This window comes from Selenomonas sp. (assembly GCF_052169755.1).
Classification (GTDB): Bacteria; Bacillota; Negativicutes; order Selenomonadales; family Selenomonadaceae; genus Selenomonas.
In genome coordinates this window covers 1-25,445 of sequence record NZ_JBQNBV010000014.1, presented here as the reverse complement: position 1 = coordinate 25,445, position 25,445 = coordinate 1, and the positions used below count along the sequence as shown (strand labels likewise).

Here is a 25,445-nt window from a genome sequence, read left to right as displayed (position 1 = left end):
TCTTCCACGACGCCCTTGACGTCGTAGAAGTCGACGGCTTCATTGTCCTGATTCCAGCCGATCGGATGACGCCTGCCTGCAAGAAGCCCTGCGAGCTTCATGATTTCCTCGGGCTGCTCCGTCACGGGCACTTCCTTCGGCAAGAAGATCGGCGCGACCTCGAAGAGATGCAGATCTTCGTTCTTGCGCGAGAAGTTGCGCTGTGCGTTTTCCAAGAGGCTGGAAAGGAGCGTCGTGCGCACGAGCGGATATTCGTCCGTCAGCGGGTTCATGATCGGCACGGCGCGGCGCAGGGCGCTCGCCTGCGGCACCTGCATCTTGTCGAACGTGCTCGGATGCGTGAAGCTGAAGGACACGGTTTCCGTCATGCCGAGTCCTGTGAGAATCTCCTTGATGCGGCCGATGAATGCGAGCCGTTCGCTCTGGCGTCCCTGCACGGCTTCGCCGCGCGGGCGCGTAGCGGCAATCTTATCGTAGCCGTGGATGCGCGCGACTTCTTCAGAGATGTCCTCCATCAAGGTCACATCACTGCGCCACGAGGGCACGCGTGCGATGTACGAGCTGCCCTCCTCGCGCACGGCGAAGCCGAGTTTTTCGAGGATGCGCTTCATCTCCGCACCTTCGATCTCCGTGCCGAGACGCGCATTAACCGCCGCCGCGGTGAACGTGACTTCCACTGGCTCTTTCGGCGCAGGATATACGTCGACGACGCCCGAGGAAACCGTGCAGGCGCCCATCTGCTGCAGGAGCTGCGCTGCACGATCGAGCGCACGCACCGTATGCGCGACGTCAACGCCGCGCTCGAAGCGCCCCGACGCTTCGGAGCGAAGCCCGAGGGCGCGGCTCGTGCGGCGGATGCTCGCGCCGTTGAACGCGGCGGCCTCCAGGACGACGGTCTGCGTCGCGTCGGTGACTTCCGATTCCAGACCGCCCATGACGCCCGCAAGCCCCGCGGCCTTTTCTGCATCGGCGATGACGAGTTCCGTTCCCTTGGCGCGGCGCGAGGAATCGTCGAGCGTATGAAGCTCCTCGTCCTTTGCCGCGAGCCGCGCCGTGAGCTTCTTCCCCGCGATCTGCGCCCAATCGTAGGCGTGCATGGGCTGACCGAGTTCCAGCATGACGAAGTTCGTGACGTCGACGACATTGTTGATGGCGCGGATGCCTGCATCTTCCAGCCGCTTCGCCATCCATGCGGGCGACGGCGCGATCTTGACGTTCTGCAGGACGCGCGCGGAGAAGCGGCTGCAAAGCTCGGGCGCCGCTATGCCGATCTCGATGAGGTCAGAAGCCTTGACGGAGTCGTCTTCTTCGACGCGAATCTCGGGGAACTTCGCCTCGCCTCCCGTGAGCACGGCGGCTTCGCGCACAAGCCCCAAGACGCTGAAGCAGTCGCCGCGGTTCGCCGTAAGCTCGAATTCCAGGACGACGCCGTCAAGTCCCAACACCTTGCTCACCGGAATCCCTACGGGCGTATCGGGTGGCAGGATATAGATGCCGTTCTTTTTCTCCTCTGTCAGCTTCGATTCATCGAGCTTCAGCTCGCCGGCGGAGCAGAGCATGCCGTTCGACACGATGCCGCGCAGTTTGCCCTTCGCAATCTTCAAGCCGTTCGGCAGATGCGCGCCGACGAGCGCGACGGGGACGATGTCGCCTTCATGCACGTTGTCCGCGCCCGTCTGAATCGTGACGAGTTCCTTTTGCCCGACATTCATCCGGCAGACGAGAAGATGGTCGGAATCGGGATTCGGTTCAAGCTTTTCGATGCGTCCCGTGACGACCTTGTCCAGTCCTCTGTCCGCACGCACGACATTTTCCACGGGCACGCCCGCCATCGTGTATTTGTCGGCGAGTTCTTCCGCCGTCTCTTTGAAATCTATATAGTCATGAAGCCATTCGATCGATACCTGCATGAAATTTCTCCTCCCCCTCAGAACTGATGCAAGAAGCGCACATCGTTGTCATAGAAGAGCCGCAGATCGTCGATACCGTACGAAAGCATGGCGATGCGCTCAACCCCCATACCGAAGGCGAAACCCGCGACCTTCTCGGGATCGTAGCCGCTCATCTTAAGGACATTCGGATGTACCATACCCGCACCGAGGATTTCCAGCCAGCCCGTGCCCTTGCAGACGCGGCAGCCCTCGCCGTGGCACATGACGCACGAGATGTCAACCTCCGTGCTCGGCTCGGTGAACGGAAAGAAGCTCGGACGGAAGCGCACGCGAGCCTTTTCATCAAAAATCTGCCGCAGAAAGTCTTCGAGCGTACCCTTGAGATCGGAGAAACGGATGCCCTCGTCGACGACAAGACCCTCGACCTGCGTAAACATCGGCGAATGCGTGGCATCGTAATCATCGCGGCGATAGACCCTGCCGGGCGCGATCATGCGGATCGGCGAATTCGGCTCGTGCGCCTGCATCGTGCGCGCCTGCACGGGAGAGGTATGCGTGCGCATGAGGATGTCCTCCGTGATGTAGAAGGAATCCTGCATATCGCGCGCCGGATGATCCTTCGGCAGATTCAGCGCCTCGAAATTGTAGTGGTCACGCTCGATTTCCGGTCCCTCTTCGACGCTGTAGCCCATCGCCATGAAGATGCTCTTGATGCGCTCCATCGTGACCGTCAGAGGATGCAGATGCCCCAGAGTGTCGCGCCGTCCGGGAAGCGTCACGTCGATCTTCTCGCCTGCAAGTTTCGCGGCAAGCGCTTCTTCGGCAAGCGCCGCACGCTTCTTCTCCAACGCGCTTTCGATCGCCGCGCGCGCCTCATTGACGATTTGCCCGAGACGCGGCCTCTCCGCAGGATCGAGCTGCCCCATGCCGCGTTGCATCGCCGTAAGCGCACCCTTCTTGCCAAATACCCTGACGCGGATGTCGTTGAGTTCCGCGAGCGTCACGCCTGCCGATTCGATGGCTTTGACGGCGTCCTCGCGAATCTTCGCTATCTTGCCTTCCATAAATGAAATGACCTCCCAAGCTGCAAAACGGCAAAGCAAAAACCTCCGCCCCCGCCAAGGGGCGAAGGTTCCTGTCGCCGCCCCTCAATCACTTTGCGGCATCGCGCCCAACCGTCTGTTACTGTATCAATACTACCATAAAAGTATATTACACTCGCAAAGAAAAGGCAAATCTTTTACTGAAATTCACCAGAAAGACTGGAAATATGGTATACTATACGTTAAACGGAAAAATTATGAGCAAAGGAGCAAGAATAAAATATGCTATTAACCCGTAATTGCGTGGAGCTTCTCGCACCGGCAGGCACTTGGGACGCCCTCGTCGCCGCCGTCGAGGCGGGCGCGGACGCCGTCTATTTGGGCGGCAAGCACTTCAATATGCGCATGCACCACGGCGATACGAATTTCGACAACGAGATGCTGAAAAAAGCCGTCGACTTTACGCACGAACACGGCGTCAAGCTCTATATCACCTTGAACAATCTCATCAGTGAGGAAGAGCTTCCCGCGCTGCGCGAATATCTGCTCTACCTGCAGGAGATTCGCCCCGACGCGATCCTCGTGCAGGACTTCGCCGTGCTTGCGCTGAAAAAGGAACTCGGCATCGACATACCGCTGCATACCTCGGTCATGATGAACACGCACAACGAAGCGGCGATTGAAAAACTCAAAGAATACGGCATCACGCGCATTGTCGTCGGGCGCGAGATGACACTCTCCGAGCTCAGTCTCTTCAAGGAACGTACGGGGCTCGAAGTCGAATACTTCATGCACGGCGACATGTGCATGTCCGAGAGCGGTCAATGCATCCATTCGGGCGTCCTCTTCGGTCAGAGCGGCAATCGCGGCCGCTGTCTGAAGCCCTGCCGCTGGGCGTATGAACTCATCGACGAGGAAACGGGCGAGGTCTTGGACGCCGAAAGCGAAGGCCCGTACAAGCTCGCCTTGAAGGACATGTGCATGTATCGCAACATCCCCGAGCTGATTCAAGCGGGCGTCCACTCTTTCAAGATCGAGGGACGCATGCGTCCGGCGGAATTTATCCGCCGCATCGTACGCACCTATCGCCGGGCGATCGACAGCTACATTGCCGATCCTTTCGGCTACCAGATCGATGAAGCGGGCTGGCACGATCTCTTCAACAACCGTGCGCGCGACTTCACGACAACGTTCGCCCTCGGCTCTACGACAGCACGCGACATCGGCTTCGACGGCAAGCGCGAGCCGCGTTTCTTCAGTGAATCGGTGAAGGAGCCGGGATTTCAAGACGACATCTTAAAAGCGGAACGTCCCATCGCACGCGAGAATGCTCCCCATCGCCGTCTCTCGGTGCGCGTCGGCGACATAGAAAGCGCACGCGCTGCCATCAAGAGCGGCGCCGATGCCGTTTACGTCGGCGGCGAAGCTTTCCGTCCCCGGAAGCCGTGGCGGCTCACGGACATCGAATCCATCATCGAAACGGCGAATCGATCGGGCGCAAAGGTCTTCGTCAATACGCCGCGCACGACAATGCGCCGCGAATGCGGCGAGCTTGAGCAATTCTTCGCGGCGCTTGAACGCCTGCAGCCCGCCGGCATTCTCGTCAGCAACCTCGGCTCCCTGCGCCTTGCCCAGACGATCACAAACCTGCCCGTGCAGGCCGATCTCTCGTTCAACCTCTTCAACCATCTCGCCGCGAAGTTCCTCAAGGAAAACGGTCTCGTCATGGCGGCATCATCCTTCGAACTTTCTTTTGAACAGCTCCGAAGCCTCGTCGAAGCCTCGGAACTCCCCATCGAAACGGTTGTGCACGGCTCTTACGAATCCATGATCCTCGATCACAATTTGCCGGAGATGTCCCTGGGCAGCTACGATCCGCTGAAGAATCCCGAATTTCTCGACCGCCATTACGCACTGCGCGACAGAGCGGGCGAGGTTCATGCCATCCGCATCGACCAGTTCGGGCGCAATCATCTATACTTCGCGAAAGATCTGTGTCTTTATCCGTACCTTGGGAAATTCAACGGCATCGCCTCCTACCGCATCGAAGCGCAGGATTACGCTCCTGAGCTCGTCGCGCTCGTCACAAATACATACCGCACGGCGCTCGATGCGCTTTCGCGCGGGGAGAAGGCTTTCGATGAGTCCGCGCTCGCCGCGCTTGCTGAGAAAAGCCCGCGCGCTTTCGGCATCGGCATCTATCGTTTCCGCGAATCGAAAGACTCCATCTAAGGGGGTAATCGTTTGAAAAAATATATCGGCGCTGACGCCATCCTTGAAAAGAAAAAGAAGTACATCATGCCCTGTCTCGGGCACTTCTATCAAGAACCGCGTCAGATTGTGCGCGGTTCCATGCAGTACCTTTTCGACAGCGAGGGCAGGAAATATCTCGACTGTTTCGCTGGCGTTTCCGTCATCAACTGCGGTCACTGCAACCCTGAGATCACGGCGAAAGTCACCGCGCAGGTCGAAACGCTGCAGCACGTCTGCAACATCTATTTGACGGAAAACTTCGTGAACCTCGCCGAAAAACTCGCCGAGGTCACGCCCGGCGACCTGCAGAAAAGCTTCTTCTGCTCGACGGGCACGGAAGCGACGGAGGGCGCGGCGCTGCTCGCGACCATTCACACGGGAAGCAGCGAGTTCATCGCGCTCCGAAACGGTCTGCACGGACGCACAAAGCTCACGATGAGCCTTACGGGCATCGGCATGTGGCGCACCGATCCGAACCCCGTCGGCGGCATCCAGTTCGCACCGAACCCTTACTGCTACCGCTGTCCGCTCGGTAAGACGCATCCTGAATGCGGTCTTGCCTGCGCCGATGCGGTCGAAACGATCATCCGGACGGCGACGAGCGGCAAGCCCGCCGCCTTCATCGCCGAGAGCATTCAGGGAAACGCCGGTATCATCGTGCCGCCTGAAGGATACTTCCAGCGCGTCAAAGAAATCATCTCAGCCTACGGCGGTCTCTTCATCGCCGACGAGGTGCAGACAGGCTTTGCGCGTACAGGAAGGATGTTCGCCATCGAGCACGCAGGCGTCGTACCCGACATCATGTGCGTCGCCAAGGCTCTCGGCAACGGGCAGCCCATCTCCGCCTTCATCGCGAGCGCCAAGGTCGCCGACAGCTACACGAAGCCCGGCGCCTCGACCCTTGGCGGCAACCCCGTTTCGAGCACAGCAGGTCTCGCTGTCCTCAACTACATCGAAGAACATCGCCTCGCCGAAAATGCCGAGACGCGCGGCAACCAGCTGCGCAAGGGTCTAAAGGAGATTCAGAGGCGTCACCCGATCATCGGCGATATTCGCGGTCTCGGTCTCATGACAGGCGCCGAGTTCGTCCACAGCGACAAAAGCCCCGCCCCTGATGAGCTTGACCTGGTGCTCGAAGAGCTCAAGAATCGCGGCTTCATCGTCGGCAAAAACGGCGTCGCCAGAAACGTCATGGCGTTCCAGCCGCCGCTCATCATCACGGAAGAAAATATCAACGACGTACTCGATGCGCTTGAACAGGTGTTAGTGAAATTCAAGCTGTAAAAACTGCTTATACACGAAAAGGAGCTGCCGCACAGTTGTGCGGCAGCTCCTTTTCGTGTATAGCGAATCTCGCTTTTCTTACTTGCCGGCGAGCTTCTTGTAACCTTCGATCCTTGCCCTTGCATCGCTCTCCGTTTTCTCGAAGAGCGCGTCGGCGGCTTCTGGGAAGCTGCGCTTCAAGGAAGCGTAGCGGACTTCGCCCTGCAGGAACTCCTGGAACTTGCTGAAATCCGGCTCCTTCGAATCGAGTGTAAACGGATTCTTATCCGTGCCGACAAGCAGCGGATTGAAGCGATAGTTCGCCCAGTAACCGCAGGCATTGGCACGCTTGCCCTCTTCCTGGCTGCAGCCCATGCCGATGCGGATGCCGTGATTGATGCACGGCGCATAAGCGATGATGAGCGAAGGTCCTTTATAAGCCTCGGCTTCCTTGATCGCCTTCAAGACCTGGTTGTGGTCGGCGCCCATGTTGATTTGCGCGACATAGACGTAACCATAGGACATCGCCATCATGCCGAGATCCTTCTTCTTTGTCTTCTTACCCGTCGCAGCGAACTCTGCAATCGCAGCCGCCGGCGTGGACTTCGAAGCCTGACCGCCCGTGTTCGAATAAACTTCCGTATCGAACACGAAGATGTTGACGTCCTCACCCGAAGCGAGCACATGGTCGACGCCGCCGTAGCCGATATCGTAAGCCCAGCCGTCGCCGCCGAAGATCCACTGCGAACGCTTCACGAAGTAGTCGCGCTCATCGTAAATCTTGTTCAGAAGCTCGTCCGTGCCCTTCTCCTTTTCGAGAAGTTCCGTCAGCTTGTCAGCGCGCTCGCGCGTGCCTTCGCCCTCTGCCATGTTGTCCTTCCAGTCCTTCAACGCAGCCTGGAGGTCCGCGCTGCCCTTACCGTCAGCAAGCGCTGCATCGACATCCGCCGCAATACGGTCGCGAACTGCACGCACGCCGAGGAACATGCCGAGACCGAACTCTGCGTTGTCTTCGAAGAGGGAGTTCGCCCAAGCCGGACCATAGCCCTTTTCGTTCGTCGTATACGGCATCGCCGGTGCGCTGCCGCCCCAAATCGACGAGCAGCCCGTCGCATTCGAGATCATCATGCGGTCGCCGAAAAGCTGCGTGATGAGCTTCGCATACGGTGTCTCGCCGCAGCCTGCGCAGGCGCCCGAGAATTCGAGCAGCGGCTTCTCGAACTGCGAACCGATGACCGTATCCTTCTTCATCGGATTCTTCTTCGTCGCAACCTTCTTCGTGTCTACCGCATAGTCGAAGTAGACCTGCTGCGCCTTGAGATTGTCGTCAAGCGGCTTCATGTCGAGCGCCTTCGCCGGGCAGACCTGCGCACAGTTGCCGCAGCCGAGGCAGTCCATCGTGGAGACGGCGATCGTGAAGTTGTAATCCTTGACCGTCCTGACCTTCTTCGAGGGGAATCCGGCAGGAGCCGCATCCTTCTCGGCATCCGTCGTAAGCACCGGACGAATCGTCGCATGGGGGCAGACATAGGAGCACTGATTGCAGCCGATGCACTTCTCCGTATTCCAGACGGGTACGTTGATCGCCGTGCCGCGCTTCTCGTAAGCCGCGCCGCCGACGGGGAACGTGCCGTCGACCATTTCCTCGGCAAACTGCGAAACCTTGAGACGGTCGCCTTCCTGGCGGTTCATGATGTTCTGAATGTCCGTGATGAACGCCGGAATCTCATGCGCCTCTTCCTTCTCGTCTTCAGCATTCGCCCAGTCCGCCGGAACATTGACGCGGTGCAGAGCCTCGATGCCCTTGTCGATCGCGCCGTTATTCATATCGACGATATTCTGACCCTTGCTGCCGTAAGATGCGACGACGGCATCCTTGAGGTACTTGACAGCCGTCTCGATCGGAATGATGTTTGCAAGCTTGAAGAACGCAGACTGCATGACCATGTTGAAGCGGCCGCCGAGCCCGAGTTCCTTGGCGATCTCCACCGCATTGACCGTATAGAACTCGATATTGTTCTTCGCGATGTAGCGCTTCATGTAGGCAGGCAGATGCTTCGAGAGATCTTCCTCGCTCCAGACCGTATTGAGCAGGAACTTGCCGCCGCGTTTAAGACCCGCAAGAAGATCGTACTTCGTCACATAAGACTGCTGCGAGCACGAAATGAAGTTCGCATTGTGAATGAGATACGGCGAGTTGATCGGAGACTTGCCGAAGCGCAGATGCGACATCGTGATGCCGCCCGACTTCTTCGAGTCGTAAGCGAAATACGCCTGCGCGTACATGTCAGTCTTGTCGCCGATGATCTTGATGGCACTTTTATTGGCACCGACCGTGCCGTCAGAGCCAAGACCCCAGAATTTGCAGGCCGTCGTGCCTTCCGGCGTGAGATCGACATCTTCGGGATACTCTGCAAGCGACGTGTGCGTCACATCATCGTCGATGGCGATTGTGAAGCCATGCTTCGGATCGTCCTTCTTGAGTTCCTCGTAGACCGAGAGGACATGGTCAGGCGTCGTGTCCTTGCCGCCGAGACCATAGCGGCCGCCGACGATGACGGGATTCATATCGGAGTTGTAGAATGCAGCCTTGACGTCGAGGTAGAGCGGCTCGCCGACAGCGCCCGGCTCCTTCGTGCGGTCGAGGACGGCGATCTTCTTGACCGTCTTTGGCAGATACTTGAAGAAATGTTCGAGCGAGAACGGACGATAGAGATGTACGGAAAGCAGGCCGACCTTTTCGCCCTTGGAGTTGAGGTAATCCACGGCTTCGCCGGCCGTCTGACAGATGGAACCCATAGCGATGATGATGCGCTCGGCATCCTTCGCACCATGATAGTCGAAGAGATGATGCTCGCGACCCGTGATTTTTGCAAGATCCGCCATAGCTTCTTCAACAAGTTCAGGCAATGCCTCGTAGTACTTGTTAGCGGCTTCCTGCGACTGGAAGTAAATATCCGGATTCTGCGCCGTGCCGCGAACGACCGGATGGTTCGGATTCAGCGCACGCGCACGGAACTCCTTCAGGGCGTCTTGGTCGACGAGCTTCGCGAGATCGGCGAAGTCAATGACCTCGATCTTCTGAATCTCATGCGACGTACGGAAACCGTCGAAGAAGTTGATGAACGGCACACGTCCCTTGATGGCGACAAGATGCGCGACAGCGGCAAGATCCATGACCTCCTGCACACTCGCCTCACACAGCATCGCACAGCCCGTCTGACGCGCTGCCATGACATCGCGCTGATCGCCGAAAATATTGAGGGATGAAGTCGCCAGAGCACGGGCGCTCACATGGAACACACCGGGAAGAAGTTCGCCGGCGATCTTGTAAAGGTTCGGGATCATCAGAAGGAAGCCCTGCGAAGCCGTGTACGTTGTCGTCAGAGCGCCTGCCTGCAAAGAGCCGTGCACAGCACCTGCCGCACCTGCCTCGGACTGCATCTCAATGACGCGCACCTTCTGACCGAAGATGTTCTTCGTACCCTTCGCTGCCAGAGCATCCACATGCTCCGCCATCGGCGAGGACGGCGTGATCGGGTAGATGGCGGCAACATCGGTGAATGCGTAGGAAATATATCCTGCAGCCGTGTTGCCGTCCATAGTCTTCATTTTTTTGCTCATGTTTTGAATTGCTCCCCTCTTTATAAAAAGATACAAAACACATAAATGTGGGTAATACCCGCTACGACCTATTATACACCGAACTATGCCTGTTGTAAATAAACAGCATGAGGAACAATTCGGAAAAATAGGAGAAAATCGTCGATGGATTGACTGCATTTCTAAATCTTTATATAATGGGAATTATTACAGTAAACACATGCGCTCTGGGAGTTGAATCGCTTGCACCACCTTCGCCGCTTGAAAATCCTTCTGCCCGTCCTATCCCTTCCCCTATTCCTCTCCTTGACGATCTCAGAAGGAGACGAAGCGCTCTATGCCAAGACGCCGCTTCGCGCCATCACGGAAACTTCCACACTGCATCCCCTATCCTTTTCCCCCATTCTCAACTGGGAGAAAAACGTCAACGCCACACATTACGAAATCGAATTTTTCCGCGAACCGCCCACCGACTGTTATCCCGATACATCTTCTTCCGAAGCTGCATGGCGCTCTAAGGATGTTTATGCGAACAGCTACAACCCGCCGCTCTTTCTCTTCGCCGCCGACCTTTTAGGACGTGCGCCTCTCTACTGGCGCGTACGCGCCCTCGACTTCGACGGCACGCCTGTATCGCTTTTCAGCGCACTCATGCCGCTCTATACGAGCGCTGCCGCCACGCCGAACATCATGACCGTACCGCTGCCCATCGCTTCATCCGAGTTCACGGCGCCGCTCCTCTATCCTGTCTATCACTGGGTGCGCCCCTATCGTGCGCATGCCTTCGAGGTCGCACTCTACGCAGAAGAGCCAACGGAAAATCCCGACGCCGAACCGCTCGACACAATGACGACGCGACTTTCTGAAATCTACGACCAGAAGCCCCGCAGCGGCCCAGGATTTTTCTATTGGCGCGTGCGCTCGCTCGACGAGACGGGCGAACCCGCAAGCGACTGGTCTCCCGTGCTGAAGTTTCGCAACGATCCCGAAGACGGCTGGGAAATCGCGGTCTTCGGCGACAGCATCAGTCACGGCGGCGGTCACATCTCCTACGGTCCTGCCGACCACGAATTCAGCTGGCTCTCCTACCTTGATTTTCCCGCGATCAATCTCTCAATGAGCGGCGACACGAGCGAGACGATGCTCGATCGCTTCGAAGCAGACGTCCTGCCCTTTCACCCACGCTATCTCCTCATCATGAACGGTACAAACAGCCTGCGCGCCGGTGTCAGCGCCGTCGAAGTCATCGCTGCCCTCAATGAACTCAAAAAACGCTGTCTCGCGAACAACATCCGCCCCATATTTCTCACATTACCGCCGATCAATCCCGAGAACATCGCGCGTGCTTTTGATGAACCTACGGCGGACGACTGGCAGACGCAGTTTTCCCTCGTCAACACTTTCCTGCGCACCGAGGTGCACATTGACGTAGCAGCATCATTCTCCGCCCAGCCGCTGCTGCCGACGGAATTGGCTCTCGACGGGCTTCATGAAGATGTGCTGGGCAAGCAGCTCATCGCCCAGACGGTCAACCGCGCTTGGCAGCAAGCGAAACAGGAAGCCGATCAGATGCCTGCGCAGTAGGTTTTGGGGCGCGATGACAATATATTATGGAGAATATATTATGGAGAATATATTGTATTTATCGCTCTTCCGATATAGAATATAGATTATAGATTCAAAATACACGGATATGCTCCGTTCCAAAAGAAAGGCGGTACTATCAACATGCAGGCAATCGAAATCAAGAAAGGCATCTATTGGGTCGGCGCCATCGACTGGTCGATGCGCAGTTTTCACGGCTACGAGACAGGACGCGGTTCGAGCTACAACGCCTACCTCATTCTCGATGAGAAGATCACCTTGATCGACACGGTGAAGGAACCGTTCCGCGATGAACTCGTCTCGCGCATCGCCTCCGTCATCGACCCCGCCAAGATCGACATTATCGTCTCGAACCATGTCGAGCCCGACCACTCGGGCTCCATCCCCGCGATGATGAAGCTCTGCCCCAAAGCGGAAATCTACACGAGCGACCCAAACGGCTTCAAGGGACTGACCGCCCACTACGGAGATCTTCCCTATCACGGCGTCAAGGCGGGCGATGTACTGAACCTCGGCAAGCGCACGCTCCAGTTCGTGCCAACGCCTATGCTCCATTGGCCCGACAGCATGGTCACCTACTGCCCTGAGGAAAAGATCCTCTTCTCGAACGACGCCTTCGGTCAGCATCTCGCCGCATCCAAGCTCTTCGACGATGAAGTGGACTTCGCCATCCTCATGGAAGAGGCGAAAAAGTACTATGCAAACATCCTCATGCTCTACGGTCGACAGGCGCAGACAGCCTTGAAAGCGCTCGCAGGAATCGACATCGAGATGATCGCCACGGGGCACGGCCGCCTCTGGCGCTCCCATATCCCCGACATCCTCGCCGCCTATCAGAAGTGGAGCGCGGGCGAGTTGGAAGAGAAAGCCGTCGTCGTATTCGACTCCATGTGGCACTCGACGGAAAAAATGGCGCGCACCATCGCCGAAGCTTTTGCCGAAAAAGGCATTCCCACGCAGTATTACGACATCAAGAAAACGCACATGTCCGACATCGTCGTCGATGTCCTGACGAGCCGCTACCTCGCCGTCGGCTCGCCGACCATCAACAATCAGATGATGCCGACCATCGCAGGCTTCCTCTGCTACCTCAAGGGACTCGCGCCAAAGGGACGCGAAGCTTTCGCCTTTGGCTCTTACGGCTGGGGCGGTCAGAGCATCAAGCTCGTCGAAGACGAACTCAAGGCCGCCGGCTGCAACATCTGCCTCGACATGATCCGCGTCGCGAACGTACCGAGCAAGGAGCAGCTCGACGAGATTCGCGAGAAGGTCAAAGGAATCGAGACGAAGTAAACGAGGACACAAAAACGCCGCTGAAAAATTCCAGCGGCGTTTTCCTTTATCCCAGACAAAAGCGGCAGGATGCCAAACGCCTGCCGCTTCAAAAACAAGATGAACTTTTCCAGATCTTCCCTCTTTACCGCCCGAGCATCGCGAGCATCGTGCCGGCGGCTACGGCGGTGCCTATGACACCGGCGACGTTCGGTCCCATAGCGTGCATGAGGAGGAAGTTGCCGGGCTTCGCCTTTGCACCGACGACTTGGCTGACGCGCGCCGCCATCGGCACAGCGGAGACGCCGGCAGAACCGATCAGCGGATTGACCTTGTGCCCCGAGACGACGTACATAATTTTGCCGAAAATGACGCCGCCCGCCGTACCGCCGATGAAAGCGATAAGACCGAGCATGATGATCAGAAGCGTATCCCTTGTGAGGAAATGCTCCGCCGACATCGTCATACCGGTACCTGTAGCGAGAAAGATCGTGATGATGTTGCACAGAGAATTTTGCGCCGTATCCGAAAGGCGGTCGGTGACGCCCGATTCACGGAAGAGATTGCCGAGCATGAGCATACCAAGAAGCGCCGCAATCGATGGCAAAAGCAAGCTGATAAAGATGGTCGCAACCAGCGGGAAAAGCACCTTCTCAAACTTCGAAACTTCACGCAGCTGCTCCATGACGACCTCGCGCTCCCGCTTTGTCGTAAAGAGTTTCATAATGGGCGGCTGAATGAGCGGTACAAGCGACATGTAGGAGTATGCCGCGACGGCGATCGCTCCCAAAAGATTCGGTGCAAGTTTCGATGCCAAATAGATGGACGTCGGTCCATCGGCGCCGCCGATAATGCCGATGGCAGCAGACTCTTCAATGGAGAAGCCACAGACCATCGCAAGTCCAAGAGCAACGAATACGCCGATCTGTGCCGCCGCCCCAAGAAGGAGCGTATTGGGATTGGCGATCAACGGGCCGAAATCCGTCATGGCTCCAATGCCGAGAAAGATCAGCGGCGGAAAGATCTCATAGGTGATACCGAAGTTGATCGCTTTCATGACGTTCATCTCTTCACCGAAGAAACCCGTCTCCGGAAAATTCGCTAAGATACAGCCAAAAGCGATCGGTCCCAACAGCAGAGGTTCAAACTCCTTGGCGAATGCCAAATACAGCAGCACAAGACCGACGAGGATCATGATGGCGTTGCCCATCGTGAAATGCGAAAAGCCCGACCCCAACCAGACGGCCTGCAGGGATACGATAAAAGCATTGAGGAATTCCATGATTTTGCCTCCTTTGCATCCGATGTCCTAGCGCAGCGTACGTCCGGAATTTTTCCAACCGTCACGCGCCAACGGACGAATCGTACGAATCGCCCCGCCGGAAAAACCACAAAGCGTAACGGCTGCCGTAATCGCCGCGACGACTTCTGCCGGCAGACCCTCGGGCTGCGGCTCAGGAGCGACGCTCGGCGCCAGCATCGGTTCTGCGACGGGCACGACCTGCGCTTCTTCCTTCTTTTTCGTCGGGTCAAGGGCATGGATCAGCCGAATCAAGAAACTCAGCGAGATCAAGACGATGAATACGACGGTCATGTTGATCAACATGATGATTAAGGGATTCGTTGTTACTGGCTGTGACATACACTCACCTCATTTTGGATAGATGAAAAATGTGCGTCTTGCAAGGAAGTGTATCGTTTCCTTGTTCCTATTATAGATGAATTTTCAAAAAACTTAAAATACATTATACGAATACAAGAGATAACTCTCAGTTATCCTCTATAAGATGCCGTACCTTTTCTATATAAAGACGGCGAAATGCCGCTCTTTCTCCAAGCGTCTGCATCGCGATACGCACGGAAAAGCCTGCGCGCTGCAGACGACTTTTCCACGAAGCGGGCGCGTCTCCCGCCATATCCTCGGTGACATGGCGACCGCCCGCCAACAGCAGCGGTGCGAGCAGTACGCGTTTTTTCCCGCTTTTTCGCAGACGATCCAAAACCGTGGCGAAATTCGGCGTATCCGTCTCCTCAAGCACGCCAATATAGAGAGATTTCCCCTCTTCATCCGCTCTTTGCTGCAGCAGCGCATAGACCGGATTGTGTCTGTGCGGCGAACCGTGCCCCATGAGAACCGCCGCTTCGTCTTTTGTCGGCACAATCTCGGACGAGATAGCGGCAAGACCGCGTACGATGTCATCATTTTCCGTACCGTCGCAGCGGAAAAAAATCGGCTCGCCGATTCGAAGCACGGCAAAACGCGCATAGAATGGCTCTGCTTCTTTGAGTATCTTATTTTCGTACTCTTCTCCCGGCGTCAGAAGAGCAGGCTGCACATAGACTTCTCGTACCCCCTTGCCGCACAACTTTGCCAAACATTCTTCCAAAGACGGCATCTCTACGCCTGATGCTTTCAACCGACGGCGAATGAATGCAGATGTATAGGCTTCAACAACCGAAAATCGCGGGAACGCCATCTCCAGCTCAGAAACGAGCGGCGCGAGACTCTTCTGCCGCGCCTCTTGCGCCGCCACACCAAAGCTGACAAATACGAGGACAGGGCGCATCATCCCTGCTCCTTTTTAACGACATCGGCAATACGCCGGCAAATCGCTTCGAGCTGCGCTTGATCGGCGCCTTCCGCCATCACGCGAATCAAAGGCTCCGTGCCCGAAGGACGAACGAGAATGCGCCCATCGCTGCCAAGCTCTTTTTCACCCGCGCGAATGGCAGAAGCAATTGCCTCGTTTTCCTCCCAGCCTTCTTTCGTCGCGACAACGACATTGACGAGGAGCTGCGGATAACTCTTCATCTGCCCGGAAAGCTCCGACGCCTTGCGGCCCGTGCGCTTCAATGCGACAAGCACCTGCAGCGCGGTGATGAGTCCGTCGCCCGTCGTACTGAAGTCGGAAAAGATAATATGTCCCGACTGCTCGCCGCCGAGCCGATAGCCATGCTCGCGCATATTTTCAAGCACATAGCGGTCGCCGACCTTCGTGATTTCCGCACGCCCGCCCGCTTCTTCAATCGCCTTGTGAAAGCCGATATTTGCCATGACCGTCGTCACGACGGTATTCCCTGCGAGCGTTCCCTTCTCCATCATATCCTTAGCACACATGACAAGGATATGATCGCCGTCAATGACCTCGCCCTTTTCGTCCACGCACAGGCAGCGATCCGCGTCGCCGTCGTGCGCAACGCCGATGTCAGCGCCATCTGCGAGCACCGTCTTTTGCAGTTCTTCCAGATGCGTCGAACCGCATCCCTCATTGATATTGACACCATCCGGCTCCGCATGAATCACATGCACATCTGCGCCTAAGCGGCGCAAGACGCGCGGCATACAATCGTACGCAGCGCCATTTGCACAATCAAGCACGACCTTCAAACCATCGAGCGAAATGCCCGCCGTCCCCTGCACGAAATCCATGTATTCGCGCACATATTCCTTACGTCGCTTGATTCTGCCGATGTTCTCACGCGTCGCACGCGGCAGGCTTTCTCCGGCTTCTATGCGGCGCACGAGCTTTTCGATTTCATCCTCTACAGCATCCGGCAGCTTGTAGCCGTCACCGCCGAAGAACTTGATGCCGTTGTCATAAAAAGGATTGTGCGATGCCGAAATGACAATGCCCGCAGCCGCCTTATGCGTCCTCGCCAGATAGGCGACGGCGGGCGTCGGGCAGACGCCGACAATCTCAACACGCCCGCCGGCAGAGCATATTCCCGTCGCCAAAGCAGACTCGAAAAGGTTGCCCGAAATACGCGTGTCGCGGCCGATGATAATCAAGGGATTCTCCTGCACCTTCTCGCCAAAGTAAAGTGCTGCCGCCCAGCCAAGGCGATAAGCCAACTCAGGGCGAAGCGCCGCATTTGCTTCCCCGCGAACGCCGTCCGTACCAAAAAGTCTTGCCATGAAATCCTCTCCTATTCTTTTCGCTCTTCGGCAATGTTATTTCATAGAATCCTTATGCGTCAAAAAAGCAAGCGCAGCCTTCATACCATCCATAGCAGCGCTCATGATGCCGCCGGCATAGCCCGCACCCTCACCGATCGGATATAGACCCGAAAGCCCATGCGCCAGGAAGCTCTCCTTTTCACGCACCATGCGGCACGGCGCGGAAGAGCGCGTCTCGACGCCTGTCAACGGTATATCGGATGCGGCAAACCCAGGGATACGCCGTTCAAAAGCGCAAAGCGCATCCTCAAGCGTATCCGTGACGAAGCGCGGCAAACACTCGTGCAGATCGGCAATGCGTACACCGGGCAGATACGTCGGCTGCACGAGGAAATCGCCCGCACCCTTCCGATGTGCTAGAAAGTCGCCGATGGACTGCACAGGTGCGCGATAGTCGCCGCCTGCCAAACGAAAGGCGAGACTCTCACACCGACGTTGAAACGCCAGCCCCGCGAGCGCCTCGCCGCCGAAATCCCTCGGACCGACCTGCACGAGAAGAGCGGCGTTCGCCACACCCGAGCCGCGCGCATAGCAGCTCATGCCATTCGTCGCAACACGCGAAAGTTCGGACGCCGCTGCAACGACCTGCCCGCCCGGACACATACAGAAAGAATAGGCGCCTCTGCCGCGCACCTTGTCTTGAAAAGTCAAACTGTAATCCGCCGCAGGAAGTTTCACATTCCCCGCATCCATCCCGTACTGCATGTGGTCGATGAAGTCCTGCGGATGCTCGATGCGCACGCCCACGGCAAACGCCTTCGCCTCCATGAAAAGACCGCGTGAAAGAAGCATCTCGTAAGTGTCACGCGCCGAGTGCCCTATGGCGAAAAACGCTGCCTGCGTCTTTATGCGCTCCTCTCCGTTGACGATGACTGCCTGTAAAGCGTCATCTTTCAACTCGATATCCGTCACTTGAGCTTCAAAGCGAACCGTGCCGCCCAAGCGCAGAATCTCCTCGCGTATGTTTTTGACAATGCCGCGCAGAAGATCTGTGCCGACATGCGGCTTGTGCAGATACTTGATCTCCTTCGGCGCCCCCGCCCTGACAAAGGCGTCAAGCACCTCACGCACTAACGGATCGCCGCTGCGCGTCGTCAGCTTGCCATCAGAAAATGTCCCCGCGCCGCCCTCGCCAAACTGCACGTTAGAGCGCAGATCAAGCACACCCGTCTGCCAAAAGCGTTTGATCGCCGCATGGCGCGCATCAACATCATAGCCGCGCTCCAGGACAAGCGGCGCATGACCGGCACGCGCGAGCATCCATGCAGCAAACATGCCCGCAGGGCCAAATCCCACGACAACAGGCGGCGGAGCGCTTCTCAGCGGCGGCACAAAGCGCGTGAAACTCAATGGTTTCTCTTCCTCAGCAAGCGTAATCTGACGGTCCTGCCTCATCCGTGCTAAAATCTTTTTTTCATTCCCTCGGACAGCAGCATCGAGCGTATAGATAAACGCCAGCGGTGCGCCATGATAGCGACGCGCATCAAGCGCCTTTCGCACAATCTGCACCTCAAGGACTGCATCCGATGAAACGCCTAAACGCTCGGCCGCGATCTCCTCCAGCGAGCGCTCATCCGTCAAGGGCACAAAGCAGCTTCTGATCCGTATCATGGTGCGCCCGCTTCCTTCGCTTCTGCCTTCGGCTTCAATTCGACGGTAACCGTCACCTCACGATTAGAGATCGCGACCCCCGCCGGAATGGCAAGCTGCACGGTCTTTTTACCGCTCTGTTTCATATCGGAAACAGTGATCTTCTCCGTATCAATGCTTGTCAGTTTAGCGATCTCCGCAGCCTCTCCCGCGATCTCAATCTTCGCCGGATCCACTTGAACCTGCCCTAAAGTAAAGCCTGCCGGCAGCGCTTCATCCACTACGGGGTGCACGCTGACAACCTTGCGTGAAAGCCCGCGCGCAAGCTGTACGGACACACCCACCGAACGCGAAAGAAGCTCCACGTCTTCGACCGCTTTACCATCGCTGTTGATCGGCGTAAGGGGTACCTGTAAATCAAAATCATCGCGATTGCCTGAAAGACCGATATAGCCGATGGCGCGATCAATCTCCTCCACACGCGACTCAGGTCCTTCGACGATTGTAGTGTTCGCCGTCTGCGAAATCTTGCCCACAGTGTAGCCGGACGCCGCCGATCCCGTCACAATGAGGTCGATGCGCACCGAGCGCCGGACAATCTTATCCAACGTGACCGGAACCGTTTCGGGCTGTGTATCGACAAGCTCAAATCCCTGCGGCAAAACGACCTTTACCTTGACCTTATGCTCCCCCGACCCCAATCCTTCGAGATCGGCATACGCCTTGAAACCGTCCGGTTCCGCCGCAACAAAAAAGGAGCGGGCGCCACGCACCTTGATTTTCACGCTTTTTTCTCCCTGCGTAATCTTATAGCCTTCAGGCGCATTGAGAAGATCGACGGCAACGGTAAAACTGCCCTCAATCTGCGGGTTTTGCTCGTTCATGACGAAAAGCCACAGAACAATGGCAACGGCGAGAGCAATGAGCTTCGCTGGAAGGTTGCGCCGAAAAACCGCGTACAAGCGTGTCATCATTTCCCCTTCCTCCAATTCAAAACCATGTCCTTGAACCCCGTCGTCTTCGGAACAAAAATGGGGCGCAGATAGCTCTTCAAATGCTCTGAACTCAAGTGGCGCACGATCCTGCCGTTCTCCGCTGCGGATACCGTCCCGGTCTCCTCGCTGACGACGATAATGAGCGCATCGCACTGCTCAGAAAGGCCGATGGCAGCGCGATGACGCGTGCCAAGTTCCGTGCTCAATGTTCGATTTTCCGTCAACGGCAGAAGACAGCCTGCCGCAATCAGACGTTTGCCGCGTATGATGGCAGCACCGTCGTGCAACGGCGTATTCGGGATAAAGACATTCATGAGAAAGTCTGCCGTAATCAATCCATCAATCTGAACCCCCGTAGCGCTGATATCGTTGAGCCCCATATCACGTTCAAAGACGAGCAATGCGCCAATCTTACGCGAAGAGAGCAGCATCACCGCCTTATCGATCTCGTTGACAAGAGAACGCGCTTCATGGTCGTCGAGGAAAATCGACTTGCCGAAAAAACGTCCCTGCCCCAAATGTTCAAGCGTACGGCGAAGCTCCGGCTGAAAAACGATAGGCAGCGCAACGAAAAGCAGCGTCAGCGTCTGCTGCAAAATCCAGTAAATGACATGCAATGCCAACCAGTTGCAGACGAGCGCCAAGCCCGAGAGCACGAGCAGCCCCTTCACCAGAGTGATGGCGCGCGTATCTTGAAGCATCATATAAAGTTTGTAGAGGATCAGAGCCACAATCAGAATATCGAGGATATCAAGAAAACTGATCGTTGACAGGATCCCTTGAAATTGGATGGGAATATGGAACGGCATAAACAAAACCCCTAGAAAAGCATTCCAACATCGTTGATGCAATGATCGTATCGTCATAAAATTTATTCTGTCTGTACGCAGCGAAATCCTTTTGAAAAAAAGAATTTGCCCAAAAGACCTAAGTTACATCCATTTCTCAACAAAGTGTTCGCAGGGCGCGCGGTAAATTTTCCAAAATATCCGAAGCGATGAGTCCATACCCCTTTTCATCCGCCGCCAAATCGCCGGCAAGCCCGTGGATATAAACACCGGCAAGAGGTGCAAGGCCTGCTGCGGTCTGCTTCATAAGACCGGCAATCGTACCTGCAAGCACATCTCCCGCACCTGCCGTCGCCATACCTGCATTGCCCTTCGAAGTGATGAAAACCTGTCCATCGGGATAAACAATCGTCGTGCATTCACTCTTGACGACAAAAACAGCATGGTACTCATGCGCCGCTTCACGCGTCATATCAAGAAGCGACGTACGCAGTTCTTCAACCTTGAGTTCCAAAAGGTGCGCCATCTCGCCAAGATGCGGCGTCAAAATCGGCACAAAAGCGAAATTCTTAAACGCCTCCGTTTTTCCGCGGAAAGCATAGATGGCATCCGCGTCAAGAATCAGGGGCTTTTTAACAGCGCTGCAGAAATCCTGCACAAACGTCTGCGTTTCCTGCGTCCTGCCCAATCCAGGACCTACGAGAACCGCATCAAACCCCTCCGCCAACGCCAAAGCTTCGCTCGTCGCAGCAACGTCAATCGCTCCCGCCGCCGTTTCAGCAAGGGGCTTTGTCATGACCTCCGTCAGCTTGCCCTCCATCACCTCATGCAAACTCTCGGGCAGAGCGAGCACCGAAATTCCTGCACCGCTTTTCAGAACAGCAGCAGAGGCAAGCGCTGCTGCTCCCGTCATACCGCGCGAACCTGCAATAACAAGGATGCGTCCGCAAGAACCTTTATGTGCATCGAGTGGGCGCGGCAGAAGAATGGGCGCTACCGTCGGCTCGTCGAGATATGTCTGACGAATCTCTTCATCTTCGAGCAGAGCCTTCGGTATACCGATATCATCAACAAGCAATTTTCCTGTCGCTGTTTCTCCCGGACAAAGCATGTGTCCGAACTTAGGCAATCCAAAAGTCACAGTGAGATCCGCCTGTATCGCTTCCGGTGCGGCGCAGCCCGTATCCGCTTCGATACCCGTCGGCAGATCAATGGATATGACCGGCTTACCGTGACTATTGACCATGCGCACGACACGCGCCGCTGAATCGCGCAATCCACCGGAAAACCCCGTGCCCAAGATACCGTCAACGACACCGTCGACAAAGCGCAGCGTGACCTGCAGTTTGTCCCAATCCCTCTCGGTTTCAAGCACATGCACGACGCTCCCCATCTTGATGATGATATCACGATTGAGCGCCGCACTCTTTGTCAAATGCGCCGGATTTCCCACAAGAAAGATGCTGAGCTGCGCACCATGATTCATTAAATGGCGCGCAGCAACAAAAGCATCGCCGCCGTTATTGCCGCTTCCTGCCAGTATGCAAAGACGCTTTCCCGCAACGCCGCCCAAATATTCTTCAAAAGCGGTAGCGACTTCGCGTCCCGCATTTTCCATCAACAGGATCTCGGGCACGCCGTACTCCTCAATGGCTCTTTTATCAATCTTTTTCATTTCATTTGCCAAAGCGATCTTCATACTGCTCCCCCTCCAAAATACACTGTGCAACGGCATATTCCCTAGCATGGCTCAAAGAAAGCAGTATGCGCCTCACACCTCGCTCCCTCGCCAGCGCCGCGTAATAGTCAAAAAGATGAACCTCTGGCGCACCGAGAGCATCGGGCACGATCTCAATGTCGAGAAGTGTTCCTCCCCGCAGTCCCGTACCGAACGCTTTCAAAACCGCTTCTTTCCCTGCCCAACGCACCGCATACGACGCTGCACAGCCTTTGCCGCGCCGCATACAATACGCGCGTTCCGACTTCGTGAATACACGCGCAAGGAAAGCCTCGCGGCGAATCGCTTTTTCCACACGCGCGATCTCTATGATATCCGTCCCCAAGCCCAGAAGCATACACACATCTCCTCGAAAACAAAAGGGTTGATTGCCGCAAGGGATTCAATATGCTTTCAAGCAATCAGTCATTCCATAGAAAAAGCCGACTTTATTATATACATAGATAAAGCCGACTTCCCTCTCACTATTCTACTGTTCCTGCCGTGCCGGAGCAGGCTCCTGTGCCTGCTGCACGTTGCCCGGCGCCGTCGGGCGTATCGGCGTGATGACAGGCTGCATATCACCGCCTGCCGATGAGGCATCGGGCAGCTCGGGTCTTGCCGTCACCGCTTCCGTCGCTGAACTGTCGGGGTTGAACTGATATGTTCTGGCGATCAGCACCTCGACGCGGCGATTCTGCGAACGCCCCTCATCCGTCTTATTATCAGCAATCGGGCGATACTCACTATAACCAATGGAACTGAAGCGTGCCGGATTCAATGACGCATTGTTCGAAAAGAGGAACTTCATGAAATTCAAAGCACGCTGCGAACTAAGCTCCCAATTCGACGGATAACGCGCCGTAGCAATCGGCACATTGTCCGTATGTCCGGAAATCACAACGCGCTCGGGAATCTTAGCAAGAAGTCCGGCGACGACCGGTCCGATCTTCTGCGCCTCCCCCACAAGCTCCGCAGATCCTGATGGGAAGAGCGCCTTTTCCTTGATGCGTATCATCAGACCGTCATCCGTCATCGTCGTATTCAGCTCGCCTTGCAGACCGTTCTGATTGATATAGTTATCGAGCTCTTTTTTCACCTCTTCCAAGGACTTCGCCTCTTGAATGTAGGCGCTGTTTCCCTTGTCCTCCGTCGCCACACGTTCGGCGCGCCGGCTCACACTCGGTCCCATCTGATCGAAGAACGACGGCCCGCCCGTATTAAACGCTGCACTGAACGCCTGTGCCATCTGCGCCATCTTAGCTGAGTCCGTAGCCGACATCGCATAGAGGGCGATGAACGTAGCAAGGAGAAGCGTCATGAGGTCGGAATAAGGCAGCAGCCAAGCCTCGCCCGCTTCTTCTTCATGCGGTGCATGCCGCTTCTTTCTCGCCATGCCTTACGCCTCCTTCTTCAGTAGATCGCGCTCCGACTGCGGTATGAACACCATGAGCTTCGCCTCAATAGCCGTCGGCGAATCGCCTGCCTGCAAGGACAGGATGCCCTCAACAATCATGCGCTTCTGACCGATTTCAGAATCCGACATGATCTTGAGCTTGTTTGCCCAAGGAAGCCAGAGAACGTACGCCGTATAAATACCGAGGATCGTCGCAACGAACGCAGCCGCAATGGCGTGACCGACGACGTTGACGTCTGACAGATTGCTCAGAGCCGCGATCAGACCGATAACGGCGCCGAGAACGCCGAGCGTAGGCGCGTAGGTTCCCGCCTGCATGAGCATCAAGCGACCCAAGGAGTGACGTTCCTGCATGACGGAAATTTCAGCATCGAGCACATCGCTGACGAAGTCCGGATCCATGCCGTCGATGACCATGCTGAGTCCCGTCTTGAAAAACGGATCAGAGATGTCCTCGACGCGGCTTTCCAAAGCCAAGATGCCTTCGCGGCGCGCAATCTGCGAAAGCTCAATAAAGAGCTGCAGCAGCTCTCCCTTCTGATGCGAAGGCGGCGCTTTGAACGTCATCTTGATCAGCTTCGGAAGCATCTTCATCTCATCCATGCGGAACGCCGTGAAAAGACAGGCAAACGTTCCGAGAATGATGATCATGAATGCCGCCGGATTGTTCAAGGAACTGATTGGCGCACCCTTCAGGATCATGCCGCCGAAGATAGCGACAAGACCTGATACCAGACCGATTAGCGTTGATTTTTCCAAAAAAATCCCCCTCTTCCCTAATGCCAGAGACGCAGGGCGTCTCCTGCAACGCCGTCTGCCCACTTGCATCCAGCATTCACAAATGATGCAGATGATATTCGCGGCGTTTCCATCCTTGCTTGCAGCCGACCTCGTCAGCTTTGCGGAACATCTTCGATGTCCTTCATCCTACATGCAAATCCATTTAAAGCGGCACGCGGCAACTATCCGGACTTCATGTAAAAAAAGCGCAAATTACAGCTTATTACCTACTATATATCGGCATAAGTACAGAAAAAATTTACGTTCTGCCACAAGGACTTTGCCACTATTTTTCGTTAACTCTCCGTCCTCAATGCGCTTTCTTATAGTGAAACACCGCAGAATCTCACAGCAATCTCAAAAAAATCGTTCAATCACAGAAAAATATCAACCCTCGGCGCTTTTTTGCACCTTCATAGGCGTTGAACCTGTACTTTACAGTTTACACCAGATGAGAGATACTGTAAAGAAACATTTTTGAATATATACATCTGTTTTTAATCATAAAAAATAAATTTTTCTTATTGTATCATAGATGTTTTTGAAGTATGATATAATTAACAAAGATAATTTACCTTTATGGACGTTGGAGAATGGATGGCGATCAACCATGGAATTAAGACAGCTCGAATACTTTCAAATGGCAAGCCGCTTAAAAAACATCACGCGCGCTGCCGAGAGACTTCGCGTATCACAGCCCAACATCACCGTCGCAATCAAAAAGCTTGAAGCGGAACTCGGCATCCAGCTCTTTGACCGCAGTCAAAAGCAGCTGTCGCTCACGCCGGAAGGAGCCGTGTTCTTGACCCGCATCGAGCTGGCCCTGCGCAATATCCAAGATGCAGTTCTTGAAGTCAACGACTACAAACAGCTGCAAAAAGGCACGATCAAGATCGGTATCCCGTCCATGATCGGCGCCTACCTCTTCCCCAAAATTTTTTCAAGTTTCCAACGCAAGTATTCGCACCTCGACGTCTATCTTTACGAGGAAGGCTCCATGCGCATCCGCGAGCAGCTTGAGCGCGACGAACTCGACTTCGGCATCGTCATCCTCTCCAACGCTGCGGCGAGTCTGCAGACGCTCCCTATGGCGAAAAGCCAAATCGTCGCCTGCCTGCCGGTACAGCACCCGCTTGCAAAAAAGAAATCCGTCTCCCTGCATGACATCGAAGATGTAAGTCTCATCATGTTAAAAGACGGCTCCTTCCTTCGAAAGCTCCTGCTCGACACTTTCAAACAAGAGAGCATCACGCCTGACATCGTGCTTGA

19 protein-coding genes are annotated in these 25,445 nt (G+C 55.8%); 5 read left to right on the top strand and 14 right to left on the bottom strand.

Features of this window, described 5'->3' with window-relative positions:
* Both pheT and pheS read right to left on the bottom strand, forming a co-directional pair.
* The coding region (pheT, locus tag ACTTKG_RS02205; RefSeq protein ID WP_442672625.1) for a phenylalanine--tRNA ligase subunit beta at positions 1-1,910 on the bottom strand (1,910 nt) is incomplete at its 3' end.
* A 17-nt stretch (positions 1,911-1,927) separates the two neighbouring features.
* Positions 1,928-2,956: a phenylalanine--tRNA ligase subunit alpha gene (gene pheS / locus ACTTKG_RS02200; RefSeq protein ID WP_442672624.1), complete on the bottom strand. Its 1,029-nt coding sequence runs from the start codon at positions 2,954-2,956 to the stop codon at positions 1,928-1,930.
* Positions 2,957-3,217: 261 nt separating this feature from the next.
* On the opposite strand from pheS, the gene ACTTKG_RS02195 reads away from it, so the two are divergent.
* Entirely contained in the window at positions 3,218-5,167 is a 1,950-nt protein-coding gene (locus ACTTKG_RS02195) for a peptidase U32 family protein (RefSeq protein WP_442672623.1), read from the top strand.
* A gap of 66 nt (positions 5,168-5,233) precedes the next feature.
* Positions 5,234-6,472 carry an aspartate aminotransferase family protein gene (locus tag ACTTKG_RS02190; protein ID WP_442672626.1) on the top strand — a complete coding sequence of 413 codons (1,239 nt, stop codon included), beginning with the start codon at positions 5,234-5,236 and terminating at the stop codon, positions 6,470-6,472.
* Between the two features lie 78 nt (positions 6,473-6,550).
* Here the strand turns inward: ACTTKG_RS02190 and nifJ are convergent, their stop codons facing one another.
* On the bottom strand, positions 6,551-10,075 hold the full coding sequence (nifJ, locus tag ACTTKG_RS02185) for a pyruvate:ferredoxin (flavodoxin) oxidoreductase (RefSeq protein WP_442672622.1): 3,525 nt from the start codon (positions 10,073-10,075) through the stop codon (positions 6,551-6,553).
* 222 nt (positions 10,076-10,297) lie between these two features.
* Between nifJ and ACTTKG_RS02180 the strand changes: the two genes are divergently transcribed.
* Together ACTTKG_RS02180 and ACTTKG_RS02175 are read left to right on the top strand one after the other, a co-directional pair.
* A complete protein-coding gene (locus tag ACTTKG_RS02180; RefSeq protein WP_442672621.1) occupies positions 10,298-11,638 on the top strand; it encodes an SGNH/GDSL hydrolase family protein in 1,341 nt (446 codons plus the stop codon).
* Between the two features lie 144 nt (positions 11,639-11,782).
* Positions 11,783-12,952 (top strand): FprA family A-type flavoprotein, encoded by a 1,170-nt coding sequence (locus ACTTKG_RS02175; RefSeq protein WP_442672620.1) that lies wholly within the window; start codon positions 11,783-11,785, stop codon positions 12,950-12,952.
* A gap of 124 nt (positions 12,953-13,076) precedes the next feature.
* Here ACTTKG_RS02175 and ACTTKG_RS02170 read toward each other — a convergent pair whose 3' ends face one another.
* From ACTTKG_RS02170 to motA, 11 genes are all read right to left on the bottom strand, one after another.
* Positions 13,077-14,213 carry a sodium ion-translocating decarboxylase subunit beta gene (locus ACTTKG_RS02170; protein ID WP_442672619.1) on the bottom strand — a complete coding sequence of 379 codons (1,137 nt, stop codon included), beginning with the start codon at positions 14,211-14,213 and terminating at the stop codon, positions 13,077-13,079.
* A gap of 27 nt (positions 14,214-14,240) precedes the next feature.
* Entirely contained in the window at positions 14,241-14,573 is a 333-nt protein-coding gene (locus tag ACTTKG_RS02165; protein ID WP_442672618.1) for an OadG family protein, read from the bottom strand.
* A 127-nt stretch (positions 14,574-14,700) separates the two neighbouring features.
* Positions 14,701-15,501: a sirohydrochlorin cobaltochelatase gene (locus tag ACTTKG_RS02160; protein WP_442672617.1), complete on the bottom strand. Its 801-nt coding sequence runs from the start codon at positions 15,499-15,501 to the stop codon at positions 14,701-14,703.
* Entirely contained in the window at positions 15,498-16,847 is a 1,350-nt protein-coding gene (gene glmM, locus ACTTKG_RS02155; RefSeq protein ID WP_442672616.1) for a phosphoglucosamine mutase, read from the bottom strand. The genes ACTTKG_RS02160 and glmM overlap by 4 nt, the downstream gene beginning before the upstream one ends.
* A gap of 36 nt (positions 16,848-16,883) precedes the next feature.
* Complete coding sequence (locus ACTTKG_RS02150) at positions 16,884-18,500, bottom strand: NAD(P)/FAD-dependent oxidoreductase (RefSeq protein WP_442672615.1); 1,617 nt, start codon at positions 18,498-18,500, stop codon at positions 16,884-16,886.
* Positions 18,497-19,453: a CdaR family protein gene (locus ACTTKG_RS02145; protein ID WP_442672614.1), complete on the bottom strand. Its 957-nt coding sequence runs from the start codon at positions 19,451-19,453 to the stop codon at positions 18,497-18,499. Before ACTTKG_RS02145 ends, ACTTKG_RS02150 begins: the two co-directional genes overlap by 4 nt.
* Positions 19,450-20,283 (bottom strand): diadenylate cyclase CdaA, encoded by an 834-nt coding sequence (gene cdaA / locus ACTTKG_RS02140; protein WP_442672613.1) that lies wholly within the window; start codon positions 20,281-20,283, stop codon positions 19,450-19,452. Before cdaA ends, ACTTKG_RS02145 begins: the two co-directional genes overlap by 4 nt.
* A 136-nt stretch (positions 20,284-20,419) precedes the next feature.
* Positions 20,420-21,961: an NAD(P)H-hydrate dehydratase gene (locus ACTTKG_RS02135; RefSeq protein ID WP_442672612.1), complete on the bottom strand. Its 1,542-nt coding sequence runs from the start codon at positions 21,959-21,961 to the stop codon at positions 20,420-20,422.
* Positions 21,939-22,337, bottom strand: coding sequence for a holo-ACP synthase (acpS, locus tag ACTTKG_RS02130; protein ID WP_442672611.1), 399 nt, complete (start codon positions 22,335-22,337; stop codon positions 21,939-21,941). The genes ACTTKG_RS02135 and acpS overlap by 23 nt, the downstream gene beginning before the upstream one ends.
* Before the next feature lie 132 nt (positions 22,338-22,469).
* A complete protein-coding gene (locus ACTTKG_RS02125; RefSeq protein WP_442672610.1) occupies positions 22,470-23,375 on the bottom strand; it encodes a flagellar motor protein MotB in 906 nt (301 codons plus the stop codon).
* Between the two features lie 3 nt (positions 23,376-23,378).
* A complete protein-coding gene (motA, locus tag ACTTKG_RS02120) occupies positions 23,379-24,155 on the bottom strand; it encodes a flagellar motor stator protein MotA (protein ID WP_442672609.1) in 777 nt (258 codons plus the stop codon).
* A gap of 631 nt (positions 24,156-24,786) precedes the next feature.
* Between motA and ACTTKG_RS02115 the strand changes: the two genes are divergently transcribed.
* The coding region (locus ACTTKG_RS02115) for a LysR family transcriptional regulator (protein WP_442672608.1) at positions 24,787-25,445 on the top strand (659 nt) is incomplete at its 3' end.

Bases quoted from the DNA above. Each gene is read 5' to 3' on its own strand.
- ACTTKG_RS02175 (WP_442672620.1), top strand. From the start codon at position 11,783: ATGCAGGCAATCGAAATCAAGAAAGGCATCTATTGGGTCGGCGCCATC.
- ACTTKG_RS02125 (WP_442672610.1), bottom strand. From the start codon at position 23,375: ATGGCGAGAAAGAAGCGGCATGCACCGCATGAAGAAGAAGCGGGCGAG.
- ACTTKG_RS02160 (WP_442672617.1), bottom strand. From the start codon at position 15,501: ATGATGCGCCCTGTCCTCGTATTTGTCAGCTTTGGTGTGGCGGCGCAA.
- ACTTKG_RS02170 (WP_442672619.1), bottom strand. From the start codon at position 14,213: ATGGAATTCCTCAATGCTTTTATCGTATCCCTGCAGGCCGTCTGGTTG.
- ACTTKG_RS02135 (WP_442672612.1), bottom strand. From the start codon at position 21,961: ATGAAGATCGCTTTGGCAAATGAAATGAAAAAGATTGATAAAAGAGCC.
- acpS (WP_442672611.1), bottom strand. From the start codon at position 22,337: ATGCTTCTGGGCTTGGGGACGGATATCATAGAGATCGCGCGTGTGGAA.
- pheS (WP_442672624.1), bottom strand. From the start codon at position 2,956: ATGGAAGGCAAGATAGCGAAGATTCGCGAGGACGCCGTCAAAGCCATC.
- nifJ (WP_442672622.1), bottom strand. From the start codon at position 10,075: ATGAGCAAAAAAATGAAGACTATGGACGGCAACACGGCTGCAGGATAT.
- cdaA (WP_442672613.1), bottom strand. From the start codon at position 20,283: ATGCCGTTCCATATTCCCATCCAATTTCAAGGGATCCTGTCAACGATC.
- ACTTKG_RS02145 (WP_442672614.1), bottom strand. From the start codon at position 19,453: ATGATGACACGCTTGTACGCGGTTTTTCGGCGCAACCTTCCAGCGAAG.
- glmM (WP_442672616.1), bottom strand. From the start codon at position 16,847: ATGGCAAGACTTTTTGGTACGGACGGCGTTCGCGGGGAAGCAAATGCG.
- ACTTKG_RS02150 (WP_442672615.1), bottom strand. From the start codon at position 18,500: ATGATACGGATCAGAAGCTGCTTTGTGCCCTTGACGGATGAGCGCTCG.
- ACTTKG_RS02190 (WP_442672626.1), top strand. From the start codon at position 5,234: ATGCCCTGTCTCGGGCACTTCTATCAAGAACCGCGTCAGATTGTGCGC.
- ACTTKG_RS02165 (WP_442672618.1), bottom strand. From the start codon at position 14,573: ATGTCACAGCCAGTAACAACGAATCCCTTAATCATCATGTTGATCAAC.
- ACTTKG_RS02195 (WP_442672623.1), top strand. From the start codon at position 3,218: ATGCTATTAACCCGTAATTGCGTGGAGCTTCTCGCACCGGCAGGCACT.